15 protein-coding genes are annotated in these 15,222 nt (G+C 61.1%); 5 read left to right on the top strand and 10 right to left on the bottom strand.

Annotation, left to right across the window (positions count from 1 at the left end):
* Window positions 1-23 precede the first annotated feature (23 nt).
* Entirely contained in the window at window positions 24-509 is a 486-nt protein-coding gene (locus ACQZ2L_RS02615; RefSeq protein ID WP_101322816.1) for an acyl-CoA thioesterase, read from the top strand.
* A 211-nt stretch (window positions 510-720) separates the two neighbouring features.
* Here ACQZ2L_RS02615 and pdxY read toward each other — a convergent pair whose 3' ends face one another.
* Window positions 721-1,593: a pyridoxal kinase PdxY gene (gene pdxY, locus ACQZ2L_RS02620; protein WP_430324605.1), complete on the bottom strand. Its 873-nt coding sequence runs from the start codon at window positions 1,591-1,593 to the stop codon at window positions 721-723.
* Between the two features lie 120 nt (window positions 1,594-1,713).
* Between pdxY and ACQZ2L_RS02625 the strand changes: the two genes are divergently transcribed.
* Window positions 1,714-2,115 carry a DUF3301 domain-containing protein gene (locus tag ACQZ2L_RS02625; protein ID WP_103435513.1) on the top strand — a complete coding sequence of 134 codons (402 nt, stop codon included), beginning with the start codon at window positions 1,714-1,716 and terminating at the stop codon, window positions 2,113-2,115.
* On the opposite strand, the gene ACQZ2L_RS02630 is transcribed toward ACQZ2L_RS02625, so the two are convergent.
* Window positions 2,106-3,080, bottom strand: a complete 975-nt coding sequence (locus ACQZ2L_RS02630) for a CobW family GTP-binding protein (RefSeq protein WP_430324744.1) — start codon at window positions 3,078-3,080, stop codon at window positions 2,106-2,108. The genes ACQZ2L_RS02625 and ACQZ2L_RS02630 overlap by 10 nt on opposite strands.
* Before the next feature lie 120 nt (window positions 3,081-3,200).
* Complete coding sequence (gene zigA / locus ACQZ2L_RS02635; protein WP_430324606.1) at window positions 3,201-4,409, bottom strand: zinc metallochaperone GTPase ZigA; 1,209 nt, start codon at window positions 4,407-4,409, stop codon at window positions 3,201-3,203.
* Between the two features lie 112 nt (window positions 4,410-4,521).
* Here zigA and folE2 point away from each other — a divergent pair, with 112 nt between their 5' ends.
* Window positions 4,522-5,400 carry a GTP cyclohydrolase FolE2 gene (gene folE2 / locus ACQZ2L_RS02640; protein ID WP_430324607.1) on the top strand — a complete coding sequence of 293 codons (879 nt, stop codon included), beginning with the start codon at window positions 4,522-4,524 and terminating at the stop codon, window positions 5,398-5,400.
* Between the two features lie 49 nt (window positions 5,401-5,449).
* Here the strand turns inward: folE2 and ACQZ2L_RS02645 are convergent, their stop codons facing one another.
* A complete protein-coding gene (locus ACQZ2L_RS02645) occupies window positions 5,450-5,983 on the bottom strand; it encodes a DUF3617 domain-containing protein (protein WP_430324609.1) in 534 nt (177 codons plus the stop codon).
* A 131-nt stretch (window positions 5,984-6,114) separates the two neighbouring features.
* Between ACQZ2L_RS02645 and cls the strand changes: the two genes are divergently transcribed.
* A complete protein-coding gene (gene cls / locus ACQZ2L_RS02650) occupies window positions 6,115-7,554 on the top strand; it encodes a cardiolipin synthase (RefSeq protein ID WP_430324610.1) in 1,440 nt (479 codons plus the stop codon).
* Window positions 7,555-7,560: 6 nt separating this feature from the next.
* Here cls and cfaB read toward each other — a convergent pair whose 3' ends face one another.
* From cfaB to pobA, 5 genes are all read right to left on the bottom strand, one after another.
* Window positions 7,561-8,745, bottom strand: a complete 1,185-nt coding sequence (cfaB, locus tag ACQZ2L_RS02655; protein WP_430324611.1) for a C17 cyclopropane fatty acid synthase CfaB — start codon at window positions 8,743-8,745, stop codon at window positions 7,561-7,563.
* A gap of 86 nt (window positions 8,746-8,831) precedes the next feature.
* Window positions 8,832-9,557, bottom strand: coding sequence for a transporter substrate-binding domain-containing protein (locus ACQZ2L_RS02660; protein WP_430324612.1), 726 nt, complete (start codon window positions 9,555-9,557; stop codon window positions 8,832-8,834).
* Between the two features lie 206 nt (window positions 9,558-9,763).
* Window positions 9,764-10,546: a coniferyl-alcohol dehydrogenase gene (locus ACQZ2L_RS02665; protein ID WP_430324613.1), complete on the bottom strand. Its 783-nt coding sequence runs from the start codon at window positions 10,544-10,546 to the stop codon at window positions 9,764-9,766.
* Window positions 10,547-10,565: 19 nt separating this feature from the next.
* Window positions 10,566-12,041 carry an aldehyde dehydrogenase family protein gene (locus tag ACQZ2L_RS02670; RefSeq protein WP_430324614.1) on the bottom strand — a complete coding sequence of 492 codons (1,476 nt, stop codon included), beginning with the start codon at window positions 12,039-12,041 and terminating at the stop codon, window positions 10,566-10,568.
* Window positions 12,042-12,106: 65 nt separating this feature from the next.
* Complete coding sequence (gene pobA, locus ACQZ2L_RS02675; protein WP_430324615.1) at window positions 12,107-13,291, bottom strand: 4-hydroxybenzoate 3-monooxygenase; 1,185 nt, start codon at window positions 13,289-13,291, stop codon at window positions 12,107-12,109.
* Between the two features lie 126 nt (window positions 13,292-13,417).
* On the opposite strand from pobA, the gene ACQZ2L_RS02680 reads away from it, so the two are divergent.
* Window positions 13,418-14,293, top strand: coding sequence for a helix-turn-helix domain-containing protein (locus ACQZ2L_RS02680; protein WP_430324745.1), 876 nt, complete (start codon window positions 13,418-13,420; stop codon window positions 14,291-14,293).
* On the opposite strand, the gene ACQZ2L_RS02685 is transcribed toward ACQZ2L_RS02680, so the two are convergent.
* Window positions 14,290-15,198: a ketopantoate reductase family protein gene (locus ACQZ2L_RS02685; RefSeq protein ID WP_430324616.1), complete on the bottom strand. Its 909-nt coding sequence runs from the start codon at window positions 15,196-15,198 to the stop codon at window positions 14,290-14,292. The two genes, ACQZ2L_RS02680 and ACQZ2L_RS02685, sit on opposite strands and share 4 nt — an antisense overlap.
* Window positions 15,199-15,222 lie beyond the last annotated feature (24 nt).

Here is a 15,222-nt window from a genome sequence, read left to right on the forward strand (position 1 = left end):
CGCAACCTCACCGTGAGCACACTATGGAACCTGGAAACGCCCAGCTGACTATGACCGTCCTGATGACCCCGGACATGGCCAACTTCTCCGGCAACGTACATGGCGGCACCTTGCTCAAGTACCTCGACGAGGTGGCCTATGCGTGCGCCAGCCGTTACGCGGGGACGTATGTAGTGACCCTGTCGGTCGATCAGGTAGTGTTCCGCGAGCCTGTACATGTCGGCGAGCTGGTGACGTTCATGGCGTCGGTCAACTACACCGGCAACACGTCGATGGAAGTGGGCATCAAAGTGGTGACCGAGAACATTCGCGAGCGCTCGGTACGCCATTCCAACAGCTGCTTCTTCACCATGGTGGCGGTGGATGATAATCGCCGGCCGGTCCCGGTGCCGGCGCGCCTGCCGCAAAGCAGCGAAGAAAAACGCCGCTTCCTTCAGGGCAAACAGCGCCGGCAGATCCGTCAGGAGCTGGAAAAACGCTACCAGGACCTGAAAACCGACTCGATCTAAACGCTATCCATTTCAAGGTGTTTTGAAATTTCACTAGTCGTGAACTCGCCGGGGCCGCTGCGCAGCCCTTTCGCGACACGAGGCCGCTCCTACATGGACGGAGCCGGGCGTACGCCGTCCGGTGGGAGCGGCCTTGTGTCGCGAAAGGGCTGCGCAGCGGCCCCGGCGATATCAAGCCAGAGCAAAAGCAGAGACCTTGAACGAGATGGTTCTAAACGCTCAGGCGTTGCGCTTCGAAACGCACGCGCGGATGGGCAATGCGATCCTGGGCTCGCACCAGCTGCAGTTCGTAGCTGGCGCAGGCCTGGGTTTCCAGCAGCACCTCGTGGACAGCCGCTGCGGTGTATTCAAACGCTTGCAGCCAGCTGTCGCCCAGCAGCACGCGAGCCAGGAACAGCCCTGAGGTAAGGTCACCGACGCCAACCGGCTGGCGTGGGAAGCACAGCAGCGGCCGGCGCAAGTGCCAGCAGTCTTCGGCAGTGACCAGCAGCATTTCGAAAGAGTCTTCGGCGCGGCCCGGATAGCTCAGGTGCTTGACCAGCACCACCTGCGGGCCGCGGGCGAGCAGGTTGCGCGCCATCGCCACGCAATCTTCCAGCGACTGCGCCTTGCGCCCGCTGAAGCTGTCCAGCTCAAGCTGGTTAGGGCAGAGAATATCGGCCTTGGCCGCAGCCTGTTGCAGAAGGAAGTCGCTGACCTCGGCCGGCACGCTGCAGCCCTTCTCGGCATGGCCCATGACCGGGTCGCACAGGTACAGCGCCTTGGGGTTGACCGCCTTGATCCGCTCGACGCCGGCCAGAATCGCCCGGCCCTGCTCGGCGCTGCCCAGATACCCGGACAACACCGCATCGCAGTTGCCCAGCTCGCCGATGTTGGCAATGCCTTCCACCAACGCAGGAATTTGCGCTGGCGCAAGCACTTCTCCGGCCCACTGGCCATACTGAGTGTGGTTGGAGAACTGCACCGTATTCAGCGGCCAGACATTCACGCCTATGCGCTGCATGGGAAACACCGCGGCGCTGTTTCCGGCGTGGCCGAAGACCACATGGGATTGGATCGCGAGCAAGTGCGGCGTGCGTTTCATGCAGAGGTTTCCAAAACTGATTTCAAGATAAGAACGTTGCGCAGTATGAACCCGATTGCCACCTGTACGACAGGCCAGGGACGCAGTTAAGCTGGATCTACCTGTTTGGAGCATATGCAAATGTTGACCCTGGAGAACCTCTTCGTCCTGATGCTGCTGGCCAGCGGCGGCGCCTGGCTGTGGCATAACCACGGGCTGCGCGAGAAAGCCCTCGAGCGGGTCAAACAGCATTGCGCCAAACTCGACCTGGAGCTGCTCGACGAAGCCGTAGCGCTCAAGCGTATCGGCTTTGTCCGCGACGCCAACGGCCGCAAGCGCCTGGCGCGGATCTACAACTTCGAATTCACCGTGACCGGCGAGCAGCGCCATCCGGGTACTGTCACGCAGTTTGGTGCGCACACCATGCAGATCGAGTTGGCGCCCTACCCGTTCGAGATAAAGCCGGCGCCACGTAGCGACAACGTGATCGAGATGCAGCAGTGGCGCCAGGAGCACAACCGCTGGAGCAACGATCAGCGCTGAATACGGCAGTCGGCCATGGCCTGCTGCAGCGCTGCTACAGGCTGCTCATTCGCGAAAATCAGCTCCAGCCTTGAATCCTTGCGCCATTCGCTTGGCTGCCAACTCAAGACGCCGCCAGCAAGACCGTTAAAGGACTGCCAACCAGATGTGCTGTGGATAACTCCTTTAGCTCTGAGCCACGGTGTGGTGCTCAGAAAATGCTCGATACGCTGTTCTTCGAAGCATTGGGATGGATGCCAGCGCCAGCCACAGCTCCAACCACCCTCGCCTTTTTCAGCGGCAAACAGCGGCTTGTCGCTACTTTTCCACAATGCGCCAGCCAGGTTGGGATGGTTATCCTCAGGCAACGGCGTCACCGTCACAGCATGGGTCGGGGCTGTGGAAAGCTGTAAAAGGTCTGCAATCGCCAGCCGGCCTTGTTCGGTCCAGAAAGCAGGTTTTTCCGATAACTGCGCGGTTATTGCCAGCCGCTGAGGGTTATCCACAGCGTCGGCCTTGTTGATTATCAACAGCTCCGCTGCCGCCAGCGCTTGTTGCTGCGCCTCTGCCAAGCGCTCTCTTCTGGCCAATGCGGACGCATCCAGCACCATGATCAAGGGCTGCAATTGCAGTATGCCGGCCCAAGGCGCCTGGCTTAGCTGCTGCAACAGCTGCAGCGGATGACCCAGGCCGGACGGTTCGATAAACAGCCGGTCCGGGCGAGCTTTGCGCAGCAGCCGACCCAGCCCAACCTGAAACGGCACGCCGTTGACGCAGCACAGGCAGCCACCGGCAACCTCAGCGATGGCAACGCCTTCTTCGTCACGGTGTAACAGCGCGGCGTCCAGGCCGATCTGGCCAAACTCGTTGACCAGCACAGCCCAGCGCTCATTGGCAGGCTTTTGCGCAAGCAGATGGCCAATCAGGCTGGTCTTGCCGGCGCCCAGAGGGCCGGCAACGACGTGGGTGGGGATGTTCTTGAGCATGCCGATGATCTGCGCAAAGCGAGGCAAAGCGGCCCCGTAACCGGAAGCGTCCACTATGCCCCGCCTGCTCAGGCAGTCAAGGCCAGCCTGCACATCACGATGTTATCCACAGGGCTCGGTTTATGCGGCCATGTCCTCATGCCACGCACCGAACGGATCTGGGAAATTCAGCCAGGCATCCGAACCGGCTGCCATCTCTTCGTCGGTCAACAGACACGCATTCAGCGCTGTGGATAACTGTGCAAAGTCGATGTTCTGTCCGATGAATACCAGCTCCTGGCGGCAATCCCCGGCTTCCTCACTCCAGTGACCCAGAATCGCAGCCTTGCTGGCGTCGTCCTGCGGCCACTGGTCCTCTGGCACAAAACACCACCAGCGCCCTGCATAGCTGTAGCGCATCATGCCGCCAGCCTGCGACCAACTGCCTGCCTCCTGATACTTGCTGGCAAGCCAGAAGAAGCCCTTCGAGCGCAGCAATCGGCCATTGGTCCATGGCTTGTGGATAAAGTCGAAGAAGCGCTGCGGGTGCAGCGGTCGCCGCGCCTGCCAGGAGTTTGCGGCGATGCCGTATTCCTCGGTCTCCGGTACGTGCTCGCCGCGCAGCTCCTGCAGCCAGCCGGGCGCCTGCGCGGCCTGCTCGAAGTCGAACAGGCCGGTATCGAGAATCTGCGCCAGCGGCACCTGGCCCATCACCATCGGCACAATCTGGGCGCGGGCATTGAGGCTGCGCAGGATCGCCATCAGCTCGTTGCGCTGGTCCTGGCCGATCAGGTCGATCTTGCTCAGCAGCAGCACATCGGCGAACTCGATCTGCTCGATCAGCAGGTCACTGATCGAGCGCTCATCGTCTTCGCCAAGCGTCTCACCGCGGCTGGCCAGGGTATCTGCGGCCTGGTAGTCGCGCAGAAAATTCAACCCGTCGACCACGGTCACCATGGTGTCGAGCCGTGCCAGGTCAGACAGGCTGCGGCCTTGTTCATCGCGGAAGGTGAAGGTCTCGGCGACTGGTAGCGGTTCAGAGATGCCGGTCGACTCGATCAGCAGGTAATCAAAGCGACCGTCCTCTGCCAGCCGGGCGACTTCTTCGAGCAGGTCTTCGCGCAGGGTGCAGCAGATGCAACCGTTGCTCATCTCGATCAGTTTTTCTTCGGCGCGGTTGAGGCTGACGTTGCGCTGCACTTCGCTGGCATCGATGTTGATTTCGCTCATGTCGTTGACGATGACGGCGACGCGCAGGTTGTCGCGGTTGCGCAGCACATGATTGAGCAAGGTGCTTTTGCCTGCGCCAAGAAAGCCAGACAGCACGGTGACGGGGAGACGGGTGGACATGGCAAACCTCATCAGGCGAACGCATTCGAAGCGATGCATTTGCTTAATGTTATATTATAACAATACAATTTAGCCAACCCGTCTTGCGAACAATCTCTCCCGGAACCCACCAATGACTCTGCCCGATATTGCTGCACAGATGGACCCACAGGCCCAGCCGCTGGATTGGGTTGGCATGCAAGGCATCGCGCTGCCCGTGACCATTGAGGGACACCGGGTGAGTGCTCGCGCCAGCGCAGGCGTCAATCTGGTTGATGGGCGCTCACGCGGTATCCACATGTCGCGCCTGTACCTGGCGTTGCAAGGCATCGAGCAGGAAGAACTGTCGCCGCTTGTTTTGCGCCGCCTGCTCAGTGAGTTCCTCGACAGCCACGAAGGCCTCTCTACGGCCGCTCATTGCAATCTGAGCTTTGATTATCTGGTCAATCGACCTGCGTTGATCAGCTCGCTAGCCGGCTGGAAGAGCTATCCAGTAACCGTTGATGCGACGATCAAGAACGAAATGTTCCACGTGGAACTATTTGTGCGAATTGCCTATTCCTCGACATGCCCATGCTCCGCCGCGCTGGCGCGACAGCTCATTCAGCAGCAGTTCTTGGATGATTTCGCGGGGGTGGAACTGCAAGAAGAGGCGGTGATTGCCTGGCTTGGCAGCAGCGAAGGCATCGTCGCCACACCGCACAGTCAGCGCAGCGAAGCACGCATCAAGGTGAGGTTAGCCGCGAGCAAAGAGACGCTGCCTTTAAGAGCGCTGATAGATAGCGTGGAGGCAGCGCTGGGCACCGCAGTGCAAACAGCAGTGAAGCGCGCCGATGAGCAGGCCTTTGCTTTAGCAAATGGGCAGAACCTGATGTTCTGCGAAGACGCTGCCCGCCGCTTGCACCTGGCGATGCAGGCGCTGCCTTGGGCAACTGGATTCAGCATAAGGGTCGAGCATGCAGAGAGCCTGCATGCTCACGATGCGGTAGCCGTCAGCGAATGGCGCTGGTGAAACAGCAACCGGCTGCTGGGTCGGCAGCCGGTTGCAACAACAGACGCGCTTAACCGCCTACGCGTGGTTTGACTGTGCCGCAATCGCTACCCAGCCACTGCGCGCGGGTATTCATACTGCCCTTTTGTTCCACACCCGAGGCGTTGAAGGTGCCGTTCACCTTGGTGGTGAATTCCCGATCACTTAGGAACGTCGCTTCACCCTGACCCTGCGCTTTCGGGCAGCTGAATTCAAATTTCCAGACCTTGCCGGTGCGGTCAGTGATCCTCTGCGTGCAGCCTGACTTCGGATCCTGCAGCGGAATATCGTCGGTCTTGACCTGCTCCGGTGTCAGGCACGAGCGCACGCCATTGCCGCCAACGGTAATACCTTGCTTGGCCAGCGCGCCTTCCATCATCGCCCGTTGCTCAGGCGGCAGGTTCTTCAGCTGACCCAGCATGAAGCCCATGTCGGGCAGTGCCTTGCCATCGACCTGCATGTCGCTGGTGGTCAGTTCCCACAGCCCGGGCTGGAGCATTTGTGCGTGGACCAATGGGCTGGTCAGACTCACGACCAGGGCGAACAGGGGCAGGCGGATGTTCATCAATAAATGCTCCTTGGCATAACCGGGCAACTGGCCGGACTCAAGCTTAGACGTCAAATTCGTCAGTCGGTTGCACGCTACACTAGACCCGTGGTCTGTTATCAGTAGTGTTTTCAGCAAGCAGGATGCACATGGATTACCACAGCCCCTATTTCTTCGGTTACGTGATTGGCTTCACTCATTTATTGGGGATGGTAGCTGCGCTGCATGCCGTGCTCACCGTGCGCACTGCCCAGGGCGCAATCGCCTGGGCGATGCCGTTGCTGTTCATACCGTATCTGGCCTTGATCCCCTATCTGGTCTTCGGCGCACGCTCGTTCAACGCCTACATCAAGGCGCGTCGGCAGGCCAACCAGGAGATGCACGTGGCGATGGCCAACCTGAACTGGCGGCCATGGGTTGAGGAAGCATTGGCGGCGCGCGAGTCGGACAGTTACAAGGCCCTGCGCGCCATGCCCAAGCTGGGACGCATGCCGTGTCTGGCGAACAACCAGGTCAAGCTGCTGATCAATGGCCGGGCTACCTTTGACGCAATCTTTGCTGCGATCGATAAAGCCCGCCAAGCAGTGCTGGTCCAGTTTTTCATCATCCACGACGACATCATCGGCCGCGAGCTGCAGCAACTACTGCTGCGCAAGGCTGGCGAGGGTGTGCAGGTTTTCGTCCTATACGACCGCATCGGCAGCCATGCGCTGCCAGCCAGCTATGTGAAGGAACTACGCGATGGCGGTGTGCAGGTAAAGGCCTTCGCCACCCGCGGCGGCTGGTTCAACCGTTTTCAGGTCAATTTCCGCAACCACCGCAAGATCGTCGTGGCGGATGGTGAAGTCGGCTTTATCGGTGGGCATAACGTTGGCGATGAATACCTGGGCGGCAACCCGCAGCTGTCACCGTGGCGTGATACCCATGTACAGATCAACGGCCCGGCCGTGGCCTGCCTGCAGGAGTCGTTCGCCGAGGACTGGTACTGGGCCACGCGCGAGCTGTCGCCGCTGATTCTGCAGGACACCTACCCAGACAACGGCGTGCTCTGCCAGCTGCTGGCGAGCGGCCCGGCTGATCCCCAGGAAACCTGCTCGCTGTTCTTCGTCGAGGCCATTCATTCGGCGGTGCACCGGGTGTGGATAACCACGCCGTACTTCATCCCCGACGAGGCCGTGTTTGCGGCATTGCGCCTGGCCGTGATGCGCGGTGTCGACGTGCGCGTGCTGATCCCGGCGCGGCCGGACCACCGCGTGGTCTACGCCGCTTCCAGCCTGTTTGCCTTCGAAGCGGTGCGCGCCGGTGTGCGCATGTTCCGCTACCAACCGGGCTTCCTGCATCAGAAGGTGGTGTTGGTTGATGATGAGGTCAGCGCCATCGGCAGCGCCAACCTGGACAACCGCTCGTTTCGGCTGAATTTCGAGATCACCCTGCTGACCGTCGACCGGGCGTTTGCCGATCAGGTCGAGGCGATGCTGCAGGAGGACTTCTCCCACGCCAAGGAGATCACCGCCGAAGACAGCCGCGATACCCACCGCCTGCAACAGCTTGGGATGCGTATCGCTCGGCTGATATCTCCGGTGCTCTGAGGGCGCTCAGCGATACAGATCCTCGCGCGTCCAGGGCAGATCGTGGTGGCCATCGGCGTAGGGTTTGACCGCGAGGATCTGGTGCAGGTTGATCCAGCCCTTGCTGAAGGCATAGGCACACCCTGCCAGATACAGCCGCCAGATACGCAGGGTCTTGGCCGGCACTATCGCCGCAGCCCGGTGCAGTTGGTGCTCGAGGTTCTCACTCCACTGATGCAGCGTCCTCGCGTAGTGCAGGCGCAGGCTCTCTACATCCACCACCTCGAGCCCAGCGGTGCAGATGCTGCTGCTGATCATCGACAGGTGCGGCAGCTCGCCATTGGGGAACACGTAACGGTCGATGAACGCGCCCGCCCCTCTGCCTACCGGTCGACCATCCACATGCCGCGCCGTGATGCCGTGGTTCATCACCACCCCGCCCTCGCGCACGGCGCCAAACAATGTCTGGCAATACAGGTCGAGGTTGGCATGGCCGACATGTTCGAACATGCCGACACTGACCACCTTGTCGAAGCGGCCATCCTGCGGCAGATCGCGGTAGTCGAGAATCTGCAGATCGACCCGCTTACCTAGCCCCTCCTCCTTGACTCGCTGGCGCGCCAGCTTGAGCTGCTCCTTGCTCAAGGTGATGCCGAACACCTTGGCGCCGTACTCACGCGCCGCGAAACGCGCCAGCCCGCCCCAGCCACAGCCGACGTCCAACAGGTAGTCGTCCTGCTGCAGGCGTAGCTTGCGACACAGGTGGTCGAACTTGTCCTGCTGGGCCTGATCAAGGGTGTTGTCCGGCTCCTTGAAGTAGGCGCACGAGTAGGCCATGTCCTGATCCAGCCACAGCTGGTAGAACTCATTAGATACGTCGTAGTGGTAGGAGATGGCCTGCGCATCGGTGTGCTTGTCGTGGGCAGAGCGCACCGGTGAGGTGTCCTGCTGCCCCACCAGCAAGGCATCGCTGAGCTCATCGCAGACCCGGATCGCCTCGCCGATGTCGCCTTCCAGCTCAAGCTTGCCTTCAACGAACGCAGTGCCCAGCTCACCCATGCTGGGGTGGCTGAGCTGGCTGATCAGCTGCGGTTCCTTGATCAGGATGGTGACCTGAGGGCTAGGCCCCAGATCGAACTGATTGCCGTCCCACAGCTTGAGACGCAAGGGTAAATGCAGCTGCTGCAGTGCGGGTGGAAGTTGCGCTTGCATGAAGAGTCCCCCGTGTGAAGTTCGGACGTCTTCGCAACAGGGTAGTACAGCTACTCAGCCAAGGACCTGACGCTGGTCGGCCAGGGTCAGCGAGGCGCGCTGACGTCGGTCTGACCGCTCGCCAGCAACGCACCGCGGACAAACCCTTCCGTCAGGCGGCGCTCGATGAACGCACGAACGTAAGCGGCGCCAGCGTCCCGGCCGCGTGGCACTGCCATGGCCTGACGAATAGCGGTAAACGCGCCGTCCAATACCCGGTACTCAGGGTTGCGCAGGGCAAACTGCTCCAGCGGCTGACGCACCCCGGCAGCGGCATCCAGCCCGTTGGCGATGAACAGGTCCACGGCGGCATGGGAAGTGTCTGCACGCTCCAGCTGCGCATGCTGCAGGGTACGCGACAGATACAGATCATAGGCCGCTCCCTTGCCCACAGCGATACGGGTCTGAGCCTGATCAAGCTCATCCACCTGCTGCCAGGCTGAATCACACTTGACCAGGTAGGTGCCTTCGATCAGCACATAGGGCTCGGTGAAGTCGATCTGAGCGGCCCGCACCGGCTCGATCGCCAGGAACGCGACGCGCCACAGGTCTTGCTCCAGCGCCGCAAACACCTTGCCGGCGGCGTCGAAGCCGGTTATCTGCAGTTCGACACCAAGCTCAGCGGCGAGCGCTTTGGCCAAGGCAACAGACACGCCCAAGGGGGTGCCATCAGCACCCTGCTGGGCGAGGACCGGATTGCCGTAGTTGATCGCAACTCGCAGCGTTCCTTCGGGAGCAAGATCGGTGAGTACTTCTGGGGTCATTCCGTGCATGTCAAGGTTCCGCTGCAATGGCTGGCTGGATTGTCGAGGGTACCAGAACCCAGCTCTCTATCCTGCGGCGCGCGGCGTCACTATCGCTTGTTTCAAGCGCTGAACAGAGTCGCCTGCCACCCCATCCACAAACAGAAAGGCCCTCGTGTAGAACGAGGGTCTTCTGATTCAGCCAGCAATGCCCAGGACACGATGCGGGCGACTGCTTACGCGCCTTGCAAGCCACTACTACTGGCCAGAATATGCGAATGCATACCGCCATCGACCGCCACATTGGTACCGCGCATCCAGCGTGATCCGTCACTAAGCAGGAAGGCTACAACCGGCGCAATGTCGCTAGCGTGGCCAGGTCGATCCATGGTTTTCATGTCTTCTTCGGCGCGGGCACCGAGGGTTTCGACGAAGTCCTTGAGGATCGGTGTGTCTACCGGGCCTGGGCTGACGGCATTCATGCGAATGCCGCGGTCGCGCCAGGTCCAGCGGTTCTGCAGGGTCCAGGCGATCAGCGCTTCCTTGGAGAAGAAATAACTGCGCGCGCCGACGATCTCATGCCGAGCACAGACCGCCGCTGCGCCAGAGAAACTCAGGTGTTCACTGTCGTTGATCGCCGCGATCGACTGTGGCCAGCCGATGCCTGCCAGCGAGGCCAGGTTGACGATGGAGGCATTGTCGGCGAGGCGCGGCAACATCCCCAGCGTCAGGTACTTGAGGCCGACCAGATTGACCTTAAGTACCGACTCGGCATTTTGCGTCGGTGCCAAGCCTGCGATGTTGGCCAGGCCGTCGATGCCATCGGGCAGTTGCCCGAGCAGCGAGTCGATCGAGGCCTGGGACGACAGGTCGGCCTGGATGAAGCGGTCGACCTCGACTGCCGGGCGATTGATGTCGACGCCGATCACATGGGCACCCTGGGCGCGCGCGAGCCGGGCGGTTTCTTCGCCGATGCCTGAGGACACACCTGTGATGACCAGCACTTTACCGTTCAGCATGATCGTTCTCCGGTAGGCCTCAGAATGGATAGCGGCGCGGGCTGGCTTGCACGCTGACCCAATGATCGGTGGTGAACTCCTCGATGGCCCAGTCGCCATTGAAACGGCCAAGCCCGGAGTTCTTCTCGCCACCAAACGGCGCGTGTGCCTCGTCATTGACCGGGATATCGTTGACGTGAGTCATGCCGGCCTTGACCTTGCGGGCGAAGCGCACGGCACGTTCCAGATCGCCACTGAACACCGCGCTCGACAGGCCGAATTCGCTGTCGTTGGCCAGCTCCAGCGCATGCGCTTCATCACGTGCACGCTGAATCCCGACCAGAGGGCCGAAGATCTCCTCGCGGGCGATCTCCATATCCTTGGTGACATCCGCGAACACATGCGGCGCCAGCAATTGGCCTTGCACCTCGCCTTCGACCACGGTGCGGGCACCCTCCTGCTTGGCTCGCGCAATCTTCTCCAGCAGCCCCTGCAATTGCTTGGCGTTGATAATCGGGCCGATCACTGTGTCAGCGTCATGCGGGTTGCCGACTTTCAGCGCTTTGACCTTCTTGGCATAACCCGCGACAAATTCGTCGTAGAGGGCGTCTTCAACGATGATCCGGTTGATCGCCATGCAGATCTGACCCTGGTGAAGGAACTTGCCCATCACCGCCGCCCCTATCGCTTGTTCCAGGTCGGCATCGGCCAGGACCACGAAGGGGCTGTTGCCACCCAGTTCCAGCGCCACATGCTTGAGGTGCTGCCCGCCCGAGGCCAGGCGGCCGATGTTCAGCCCAACTGGCGTCGAGCCTGTGAAGGAGATGAACTTGGGCACCTCATGCTCGACGAACGCATTGCCGATTTTCGACCCGGCGCCGACCACGACACTGATCAACCCGGCTGGCAGCCCGGCCGCTTCGTACAGACTGGCCAGGAGCAGACCGCCGGTGACCGGCGTGTCGCTGGCAGGCTTGATCACTACCGCGTTACCCAAGGCCAAGGCAGGCGCCACGGAGCGCTGCGACAAGTGCAGGGGGAAGTTCCATGGGCTGATCACGCCCACCACGCCAAGCGCCTCACGGTATACGCGGTTTTCCTTGCCAGGCACGTTGGACGGCAACAGGCGGCCGTGAACCCGGGCCGGGAACGAGGCCGACTCCAGGGTAATGCTGCGCGCCGCGCCCCATTCGATCTGCGCTTTGATGCGGGTACTGCCAGACTCGCGAATGATCCAGTCGATGATCGCTTCGCGGTGCTCGTCGAACAACTGCACGACGCGGTGCATCACCGCTGCCCGCTCGGCAGGACCGGTGGCGGCCCACTGCACCTGCGCTTGCGCAGCCTTGCGATAGGCTTCGTCAAGGTCGTCGCGATCGGCCTGGACAATTTGCGCCAATTGGCTGCCATCGAACGGGTTGGTCACCTGCAGCACACTGCCGTCACGGCCGTCGCGCCATTGACCGGCAATGAACTGTTGGGTGAAGACTGGGAATTGCGTGGCAAGGTGAGTCATGAGTTACCTCTGTATTGGAATAGCGCTCATCGCTCGATGAGTCGTTGATCACAGCGCAAGGGGTTTCATTCCACTGGCTCGTACGGCAAGCCAACATAGTTTTCCGCAATCGTTTTACGCCCGGCTTCGGAGCTCACGAAGTATTCCAGCTCGGTCTGCTGCATGCGTTGGCTGAAGGCGTCGGTGCCGGGGAATTGATGCAACACCGAGGTCATCCACCAAGAGAAGCGTTCGGCCTTCCAGACCCGGCGCAGGCAGATCTGCGAGTAACGCTCGAGCAGGTCCTGGCGGCCTTCGCGGTAGTACTTGAGGAGGATTCGGTAAAGGGTGCTGACGTCGCTGGCGGCCAGGTTCAGGCCCTTGGCGCCGGTAGGCGGGACGATGTGGGCGGCATCCCCGACCAGGAACAGGTGGCCATACTGCATTGGCTCGACCACGAAGCTGCGCAGCGGCGCGATGCTTTTCTCGATGGAGGGGCCGGTAATCAGCTTGGCGGCAACGGCTTCGGGCAGACGGCTCTTGAGTTCGTCCCAGAAGCGCTGGTCCGACCAGTCCTCGACCTTTTCATCGCTGGCGACCTGCACGTAGTAACGAGTACGCGTAGGCGAGCGCATGCTGCACAGGGCAAAGCCGCGCTCGTGGCTGGCGTAGATCAGTTCCTCGTTGACCGGCGGCGTATCGGCCAGAACGCCCAGCCAACCGAACGGATACACCCGCTCGAATTCCTTGAGCACGCCGTCCGGGATCGATTTGCGGGACACGCCGTGATAGCCATCGCAGCCGGCGATCAGGTCGCAGTCGATGCGCACCTGGTGACCGTCCTGGATGAAGGTGACGTAAGGCTTTTCGCCCTTCAACTCGTGCAGTTGCACATCGCTGGCGTCGTAGTAGGTCGGCGCACCGCTTTGCCGACGAGCCTGCATGAGGTCACGGGTAACTTCGGTCTGGCCATAGATCATCACGGTCTTGCCGCCAGTCAGTTCGCGCAGGTTGATGTGCTCGACACGACCGTTGAAGGCCAGCTCGAAACCATCGTGCACCAGCCCTTCCTGATCCATCCGTGCACCAACACCCGCCTCGTGCAGCAGGTCGACCATGCCTTGCTCAAGCACGCCGGCGCGGATTCGGCCGAGGACATAGTCTGGGCTCTGACGCTCGATGATGATGTTGTCGATACCGGCATTGTGCAGCAATTGACCGAGCAGCAATCCAGACGGACCTGCCCCGATGATGGCAATTTGAGTCTTCATTGTTTTTATCCTCATGAGCCTGGCGGCTCTGGGTTACGATTAGTCGTTCTGTATTTTTCGCAGATAAAGGTTCTATAAGAAGGCAATTTCTGCTTTATTTTTAGGACTTTTCGAGGATCGGCAGGTATCCGTATGGCGACTGTTAATGGCATCCCGGTGTTCAAGCTCTACGGCGAGACGTCCTGGCCGACGCCGGATCTGATCCACTGCGAGTCGATCCCTGAGCGCAGCCGTTTGCATGACTGGGAAATCAAGACCCACCGCCACGGTGACCTTGCTCAGTTGCTCTACGTGCAGGCGGGGCAAGCACGGGTTTTGGTTGAAGACGTCGAGCAGCAAGTCAGCGGCGGTGCCCTGCAGATCGTTCCGGTGATGAGCATTCATGGCTTTCGCTTCTCCGAAGACATTCAGGGCTACGTGATCAGCCTGGCCAAGCCGGTACTCGACCGCTTTGCGCCGTTGCTCGAAGGCAAGCCAATGGCTGAGGCCCACTGCTATTGGGCCGGCGATGACCGTGATTACCTTGAGCTGTTGCTCGCCCAGTTGACCGACGAATACGCCTCGCGCCGACCGGAGCGCGACCTGATGTTGCAGTCGCTGCTGTGCGCCCTGCTGGTATGGATTTCGCGGCGTTCGCGCGAACGCGCCCAGCACATCGCCAAACCCCGAGAGCGCGGCATGCAGCACCTCGATCACCTCGCGCAGCTGATAGAAAAGCACTTCCGGGAGCACCGGCAGATCGAGCACTACGCCCAGCAGATCGGCGTCAGCACTGCCCACCTCAATGCGCTGTGCAGGCAACTTGCCGGGCAGTCTGCGCTGCAGTTGGTCAACCAACGGGTGATCCTCGAGGCCAAGCGCAACCTGGTCTACACCTCCATGACCATCGGCCAGGTGGCCGACAGCCTCGGCTTTGCCGAGCAGGCTTACTTCTCGCGCTACTTCAAACGGGCCACCGGGCTGACGCCCAAGGAGTTCCGCCTGCAACGCCGCGAGGTCTAGCCCTCGCTGACCTTGACCAGGTTGTACAGCGCCTGGAGCACAGGCGTCGCCACGCCCAAACACTTGCCCTGCGCGACCACTGCCCCATTGATGAAATCAATCTCGGTTTTTCGCCCGGCTTCCAGGTCCTGCAGCATCGACGGCTTGTGCTGCTGGTGATTGCGCAAGGCGTAGTCGACGGCAGCGTTGACTCGCACGCCATCCACCGCGATGCCATTCGCCTGGGCAACGGCTACTGTTTCCGCGAGGATGCTGGCCAACACCTGGCGCCCCTGCTCGGAGCTGCCAACCGCACCGACCGTCTGCCGAGTAACGGCACACACCGAGTTGAGTGCTGCGTTGAAGGCAACCTTTTCCCAGATCGCTACCTGTACCTGCGGATCGGCCTCGCAGGCCAAGCCAGCCTGGCTGAACACAGCGGCTACCTCTTGCACCACCGGGCTGTTTTCGCCGCTGTAGGACCAAAGGTTGACGTGGCCTTCGCCATGGCTATGCACTACGCCTGGCGCCACCAGGTCGGCAGGAAAGTTGGTCATGCCGACAATCACGCGCTCAGCAGGAACCACCTCGGCAATCAGTTCGGCGTTACCCAGACCATTCTGTACCGACAGCGCCCAGGTGTCTGGCCCGACCAGATGACGCACCGAGTCGATTGCCGCTGCGGTGTGGAAGCCCTTGGTGAAGATCACCAGCAAATCAACCTGGCCAGAAAATTGCACTGCCCGACCAATCGGAACCTGCACGGTTGCCTGCAAATCGGGAGTATCCAGGCGCAATCCCTGCCGGCTGATGATTTCGATGGCGTGGTCGGAGGCTTCGACGAACGAAACATCTTGCCCTGCCAATGCCAGACGAGCGCCAAACAGACCGCCCATGGCCCCCGCACCAACAATTGCTATCTTCATGGTTACGCTCCAGTTGACTCAGAT

Origin of the sequence: Pseudomonas shirazensis, assembly GCF_050496565.1 — a bacterium.
In the GTDB taxonomy this organism is placed as follows: Bacteria; Pseudomonadota; Gammaproteobacteria; order Pseudomonadales; family Pseudomonadaceae; genus Aquipseudomonas; species Aquipseudomonas shirazensis_A.

What these genes read in the sequence shown, in the direction of transcription:
- ACQZ2L_RS02615 (WP_101322816.1), top strand. Translation starts at nt 24, where the DNA reads ATGGAACCTGGAAACGCCCAGCTGACTATGACCGTCCTGATGACCCCG.
- pdxY (WP_430324605.1), bottom strand. Translation starts at nt 1,593, where the DNA reads ATGAAACGCACGCCGCACTTGCTCGCGATCCAATCCCATGTGGTCTTC.
- ACQZ2L_RS02625 (WP_103435513.1), top strand. Translation starts at nt 1,714, where the DNA reads ATGTTGACCCTGGAGAACCTCTTCGTCCTGATGCTGCTGGCCAGCGGC.
- ACQZ2L_RS02630 (WP_430324744.1), bottom strand. Translation starts at nt 3,080, where the DNA reads ATGCTCAAGAACATCCCCACCCACGTCGTTGCCGGCCCTCTGGGCGCC.
- zigA (WP_430324606.1), bottom strand. Translation starts at nt 4,409, where the DNA reads ATGTCCACCCGTCTCCCCGTCACCGTGCTGTCTGGCTTTCTTGGCGCA.
- folE2 (WP_430324607.1), top strand. Translation starts at nt 4,522, where the DNA reads ATGACTCTGCCCGATATTGCTGCACAGATGGACCCACAGGCCCAGCCG.
- ACQZ2L_RS02645 (WP_430324609.1), bottom strand. Translation starts at nt 5,983, where the DNA reads ATGAACATCCGCCTGCCCCTGTTCGCCCTGGTCGTGAGTCTGACCAGC.
- cls (WP_430324610.1), top strand. Translation starts at nt 6,115, where the DNA reads ATGGATTACCACAGCCCCTATTTCTTCGGTTACGTGATTGGCTTCACT.
- cfaB (WP_430324611.1), bottom strand. Translation starts at nt 8,745, where the DNA reads ATGCAAGCGCAACTTCCACCCGCACTGCAGCAGCTGCATTTACCCTTG.
- ACQZ2L_RS02660 (WP_430324612.1), bottom strand. Translation starts at nt 9,557, where the DNA reads ATGCACGGAATGACCCCAGAAGTACTCACCGATCTTGCTCCCGAAGGA.
- ACQZ2L_RS02665 (WP_430324613.1), bottom strand. Translation starts at nt 10,546, where the DNA reads ATGCTGAACGGTAAAGTGCTGGTCATCACAGGTGTGTCCTCAGGCATC.
- ACQZ2L_RS02670 (WP_430324614.1), bottom strand. Translation starts at nt 12,041, where the DNA reads ATGACTCACCTTGCCACGCAATTCCCAGTCTTCACCCAACAGTTCATT.
- pobA (WP_430324615.1), bottom strand. Translation starts at nt 13,291, where the DNA reads ATGAAGACTCAAATTGCCATCATCGGGGCAGGTCCGTCTGGATTGCTG.
- ACQZ2L_RS02685 (WP_430324616.1), bottom strand. Translation starts at nt 15,198, where the DNA reads ATGAAGATAGCAATTGTTGGTGCGGGGGCCATGGGCGGTCTGTTTGGC.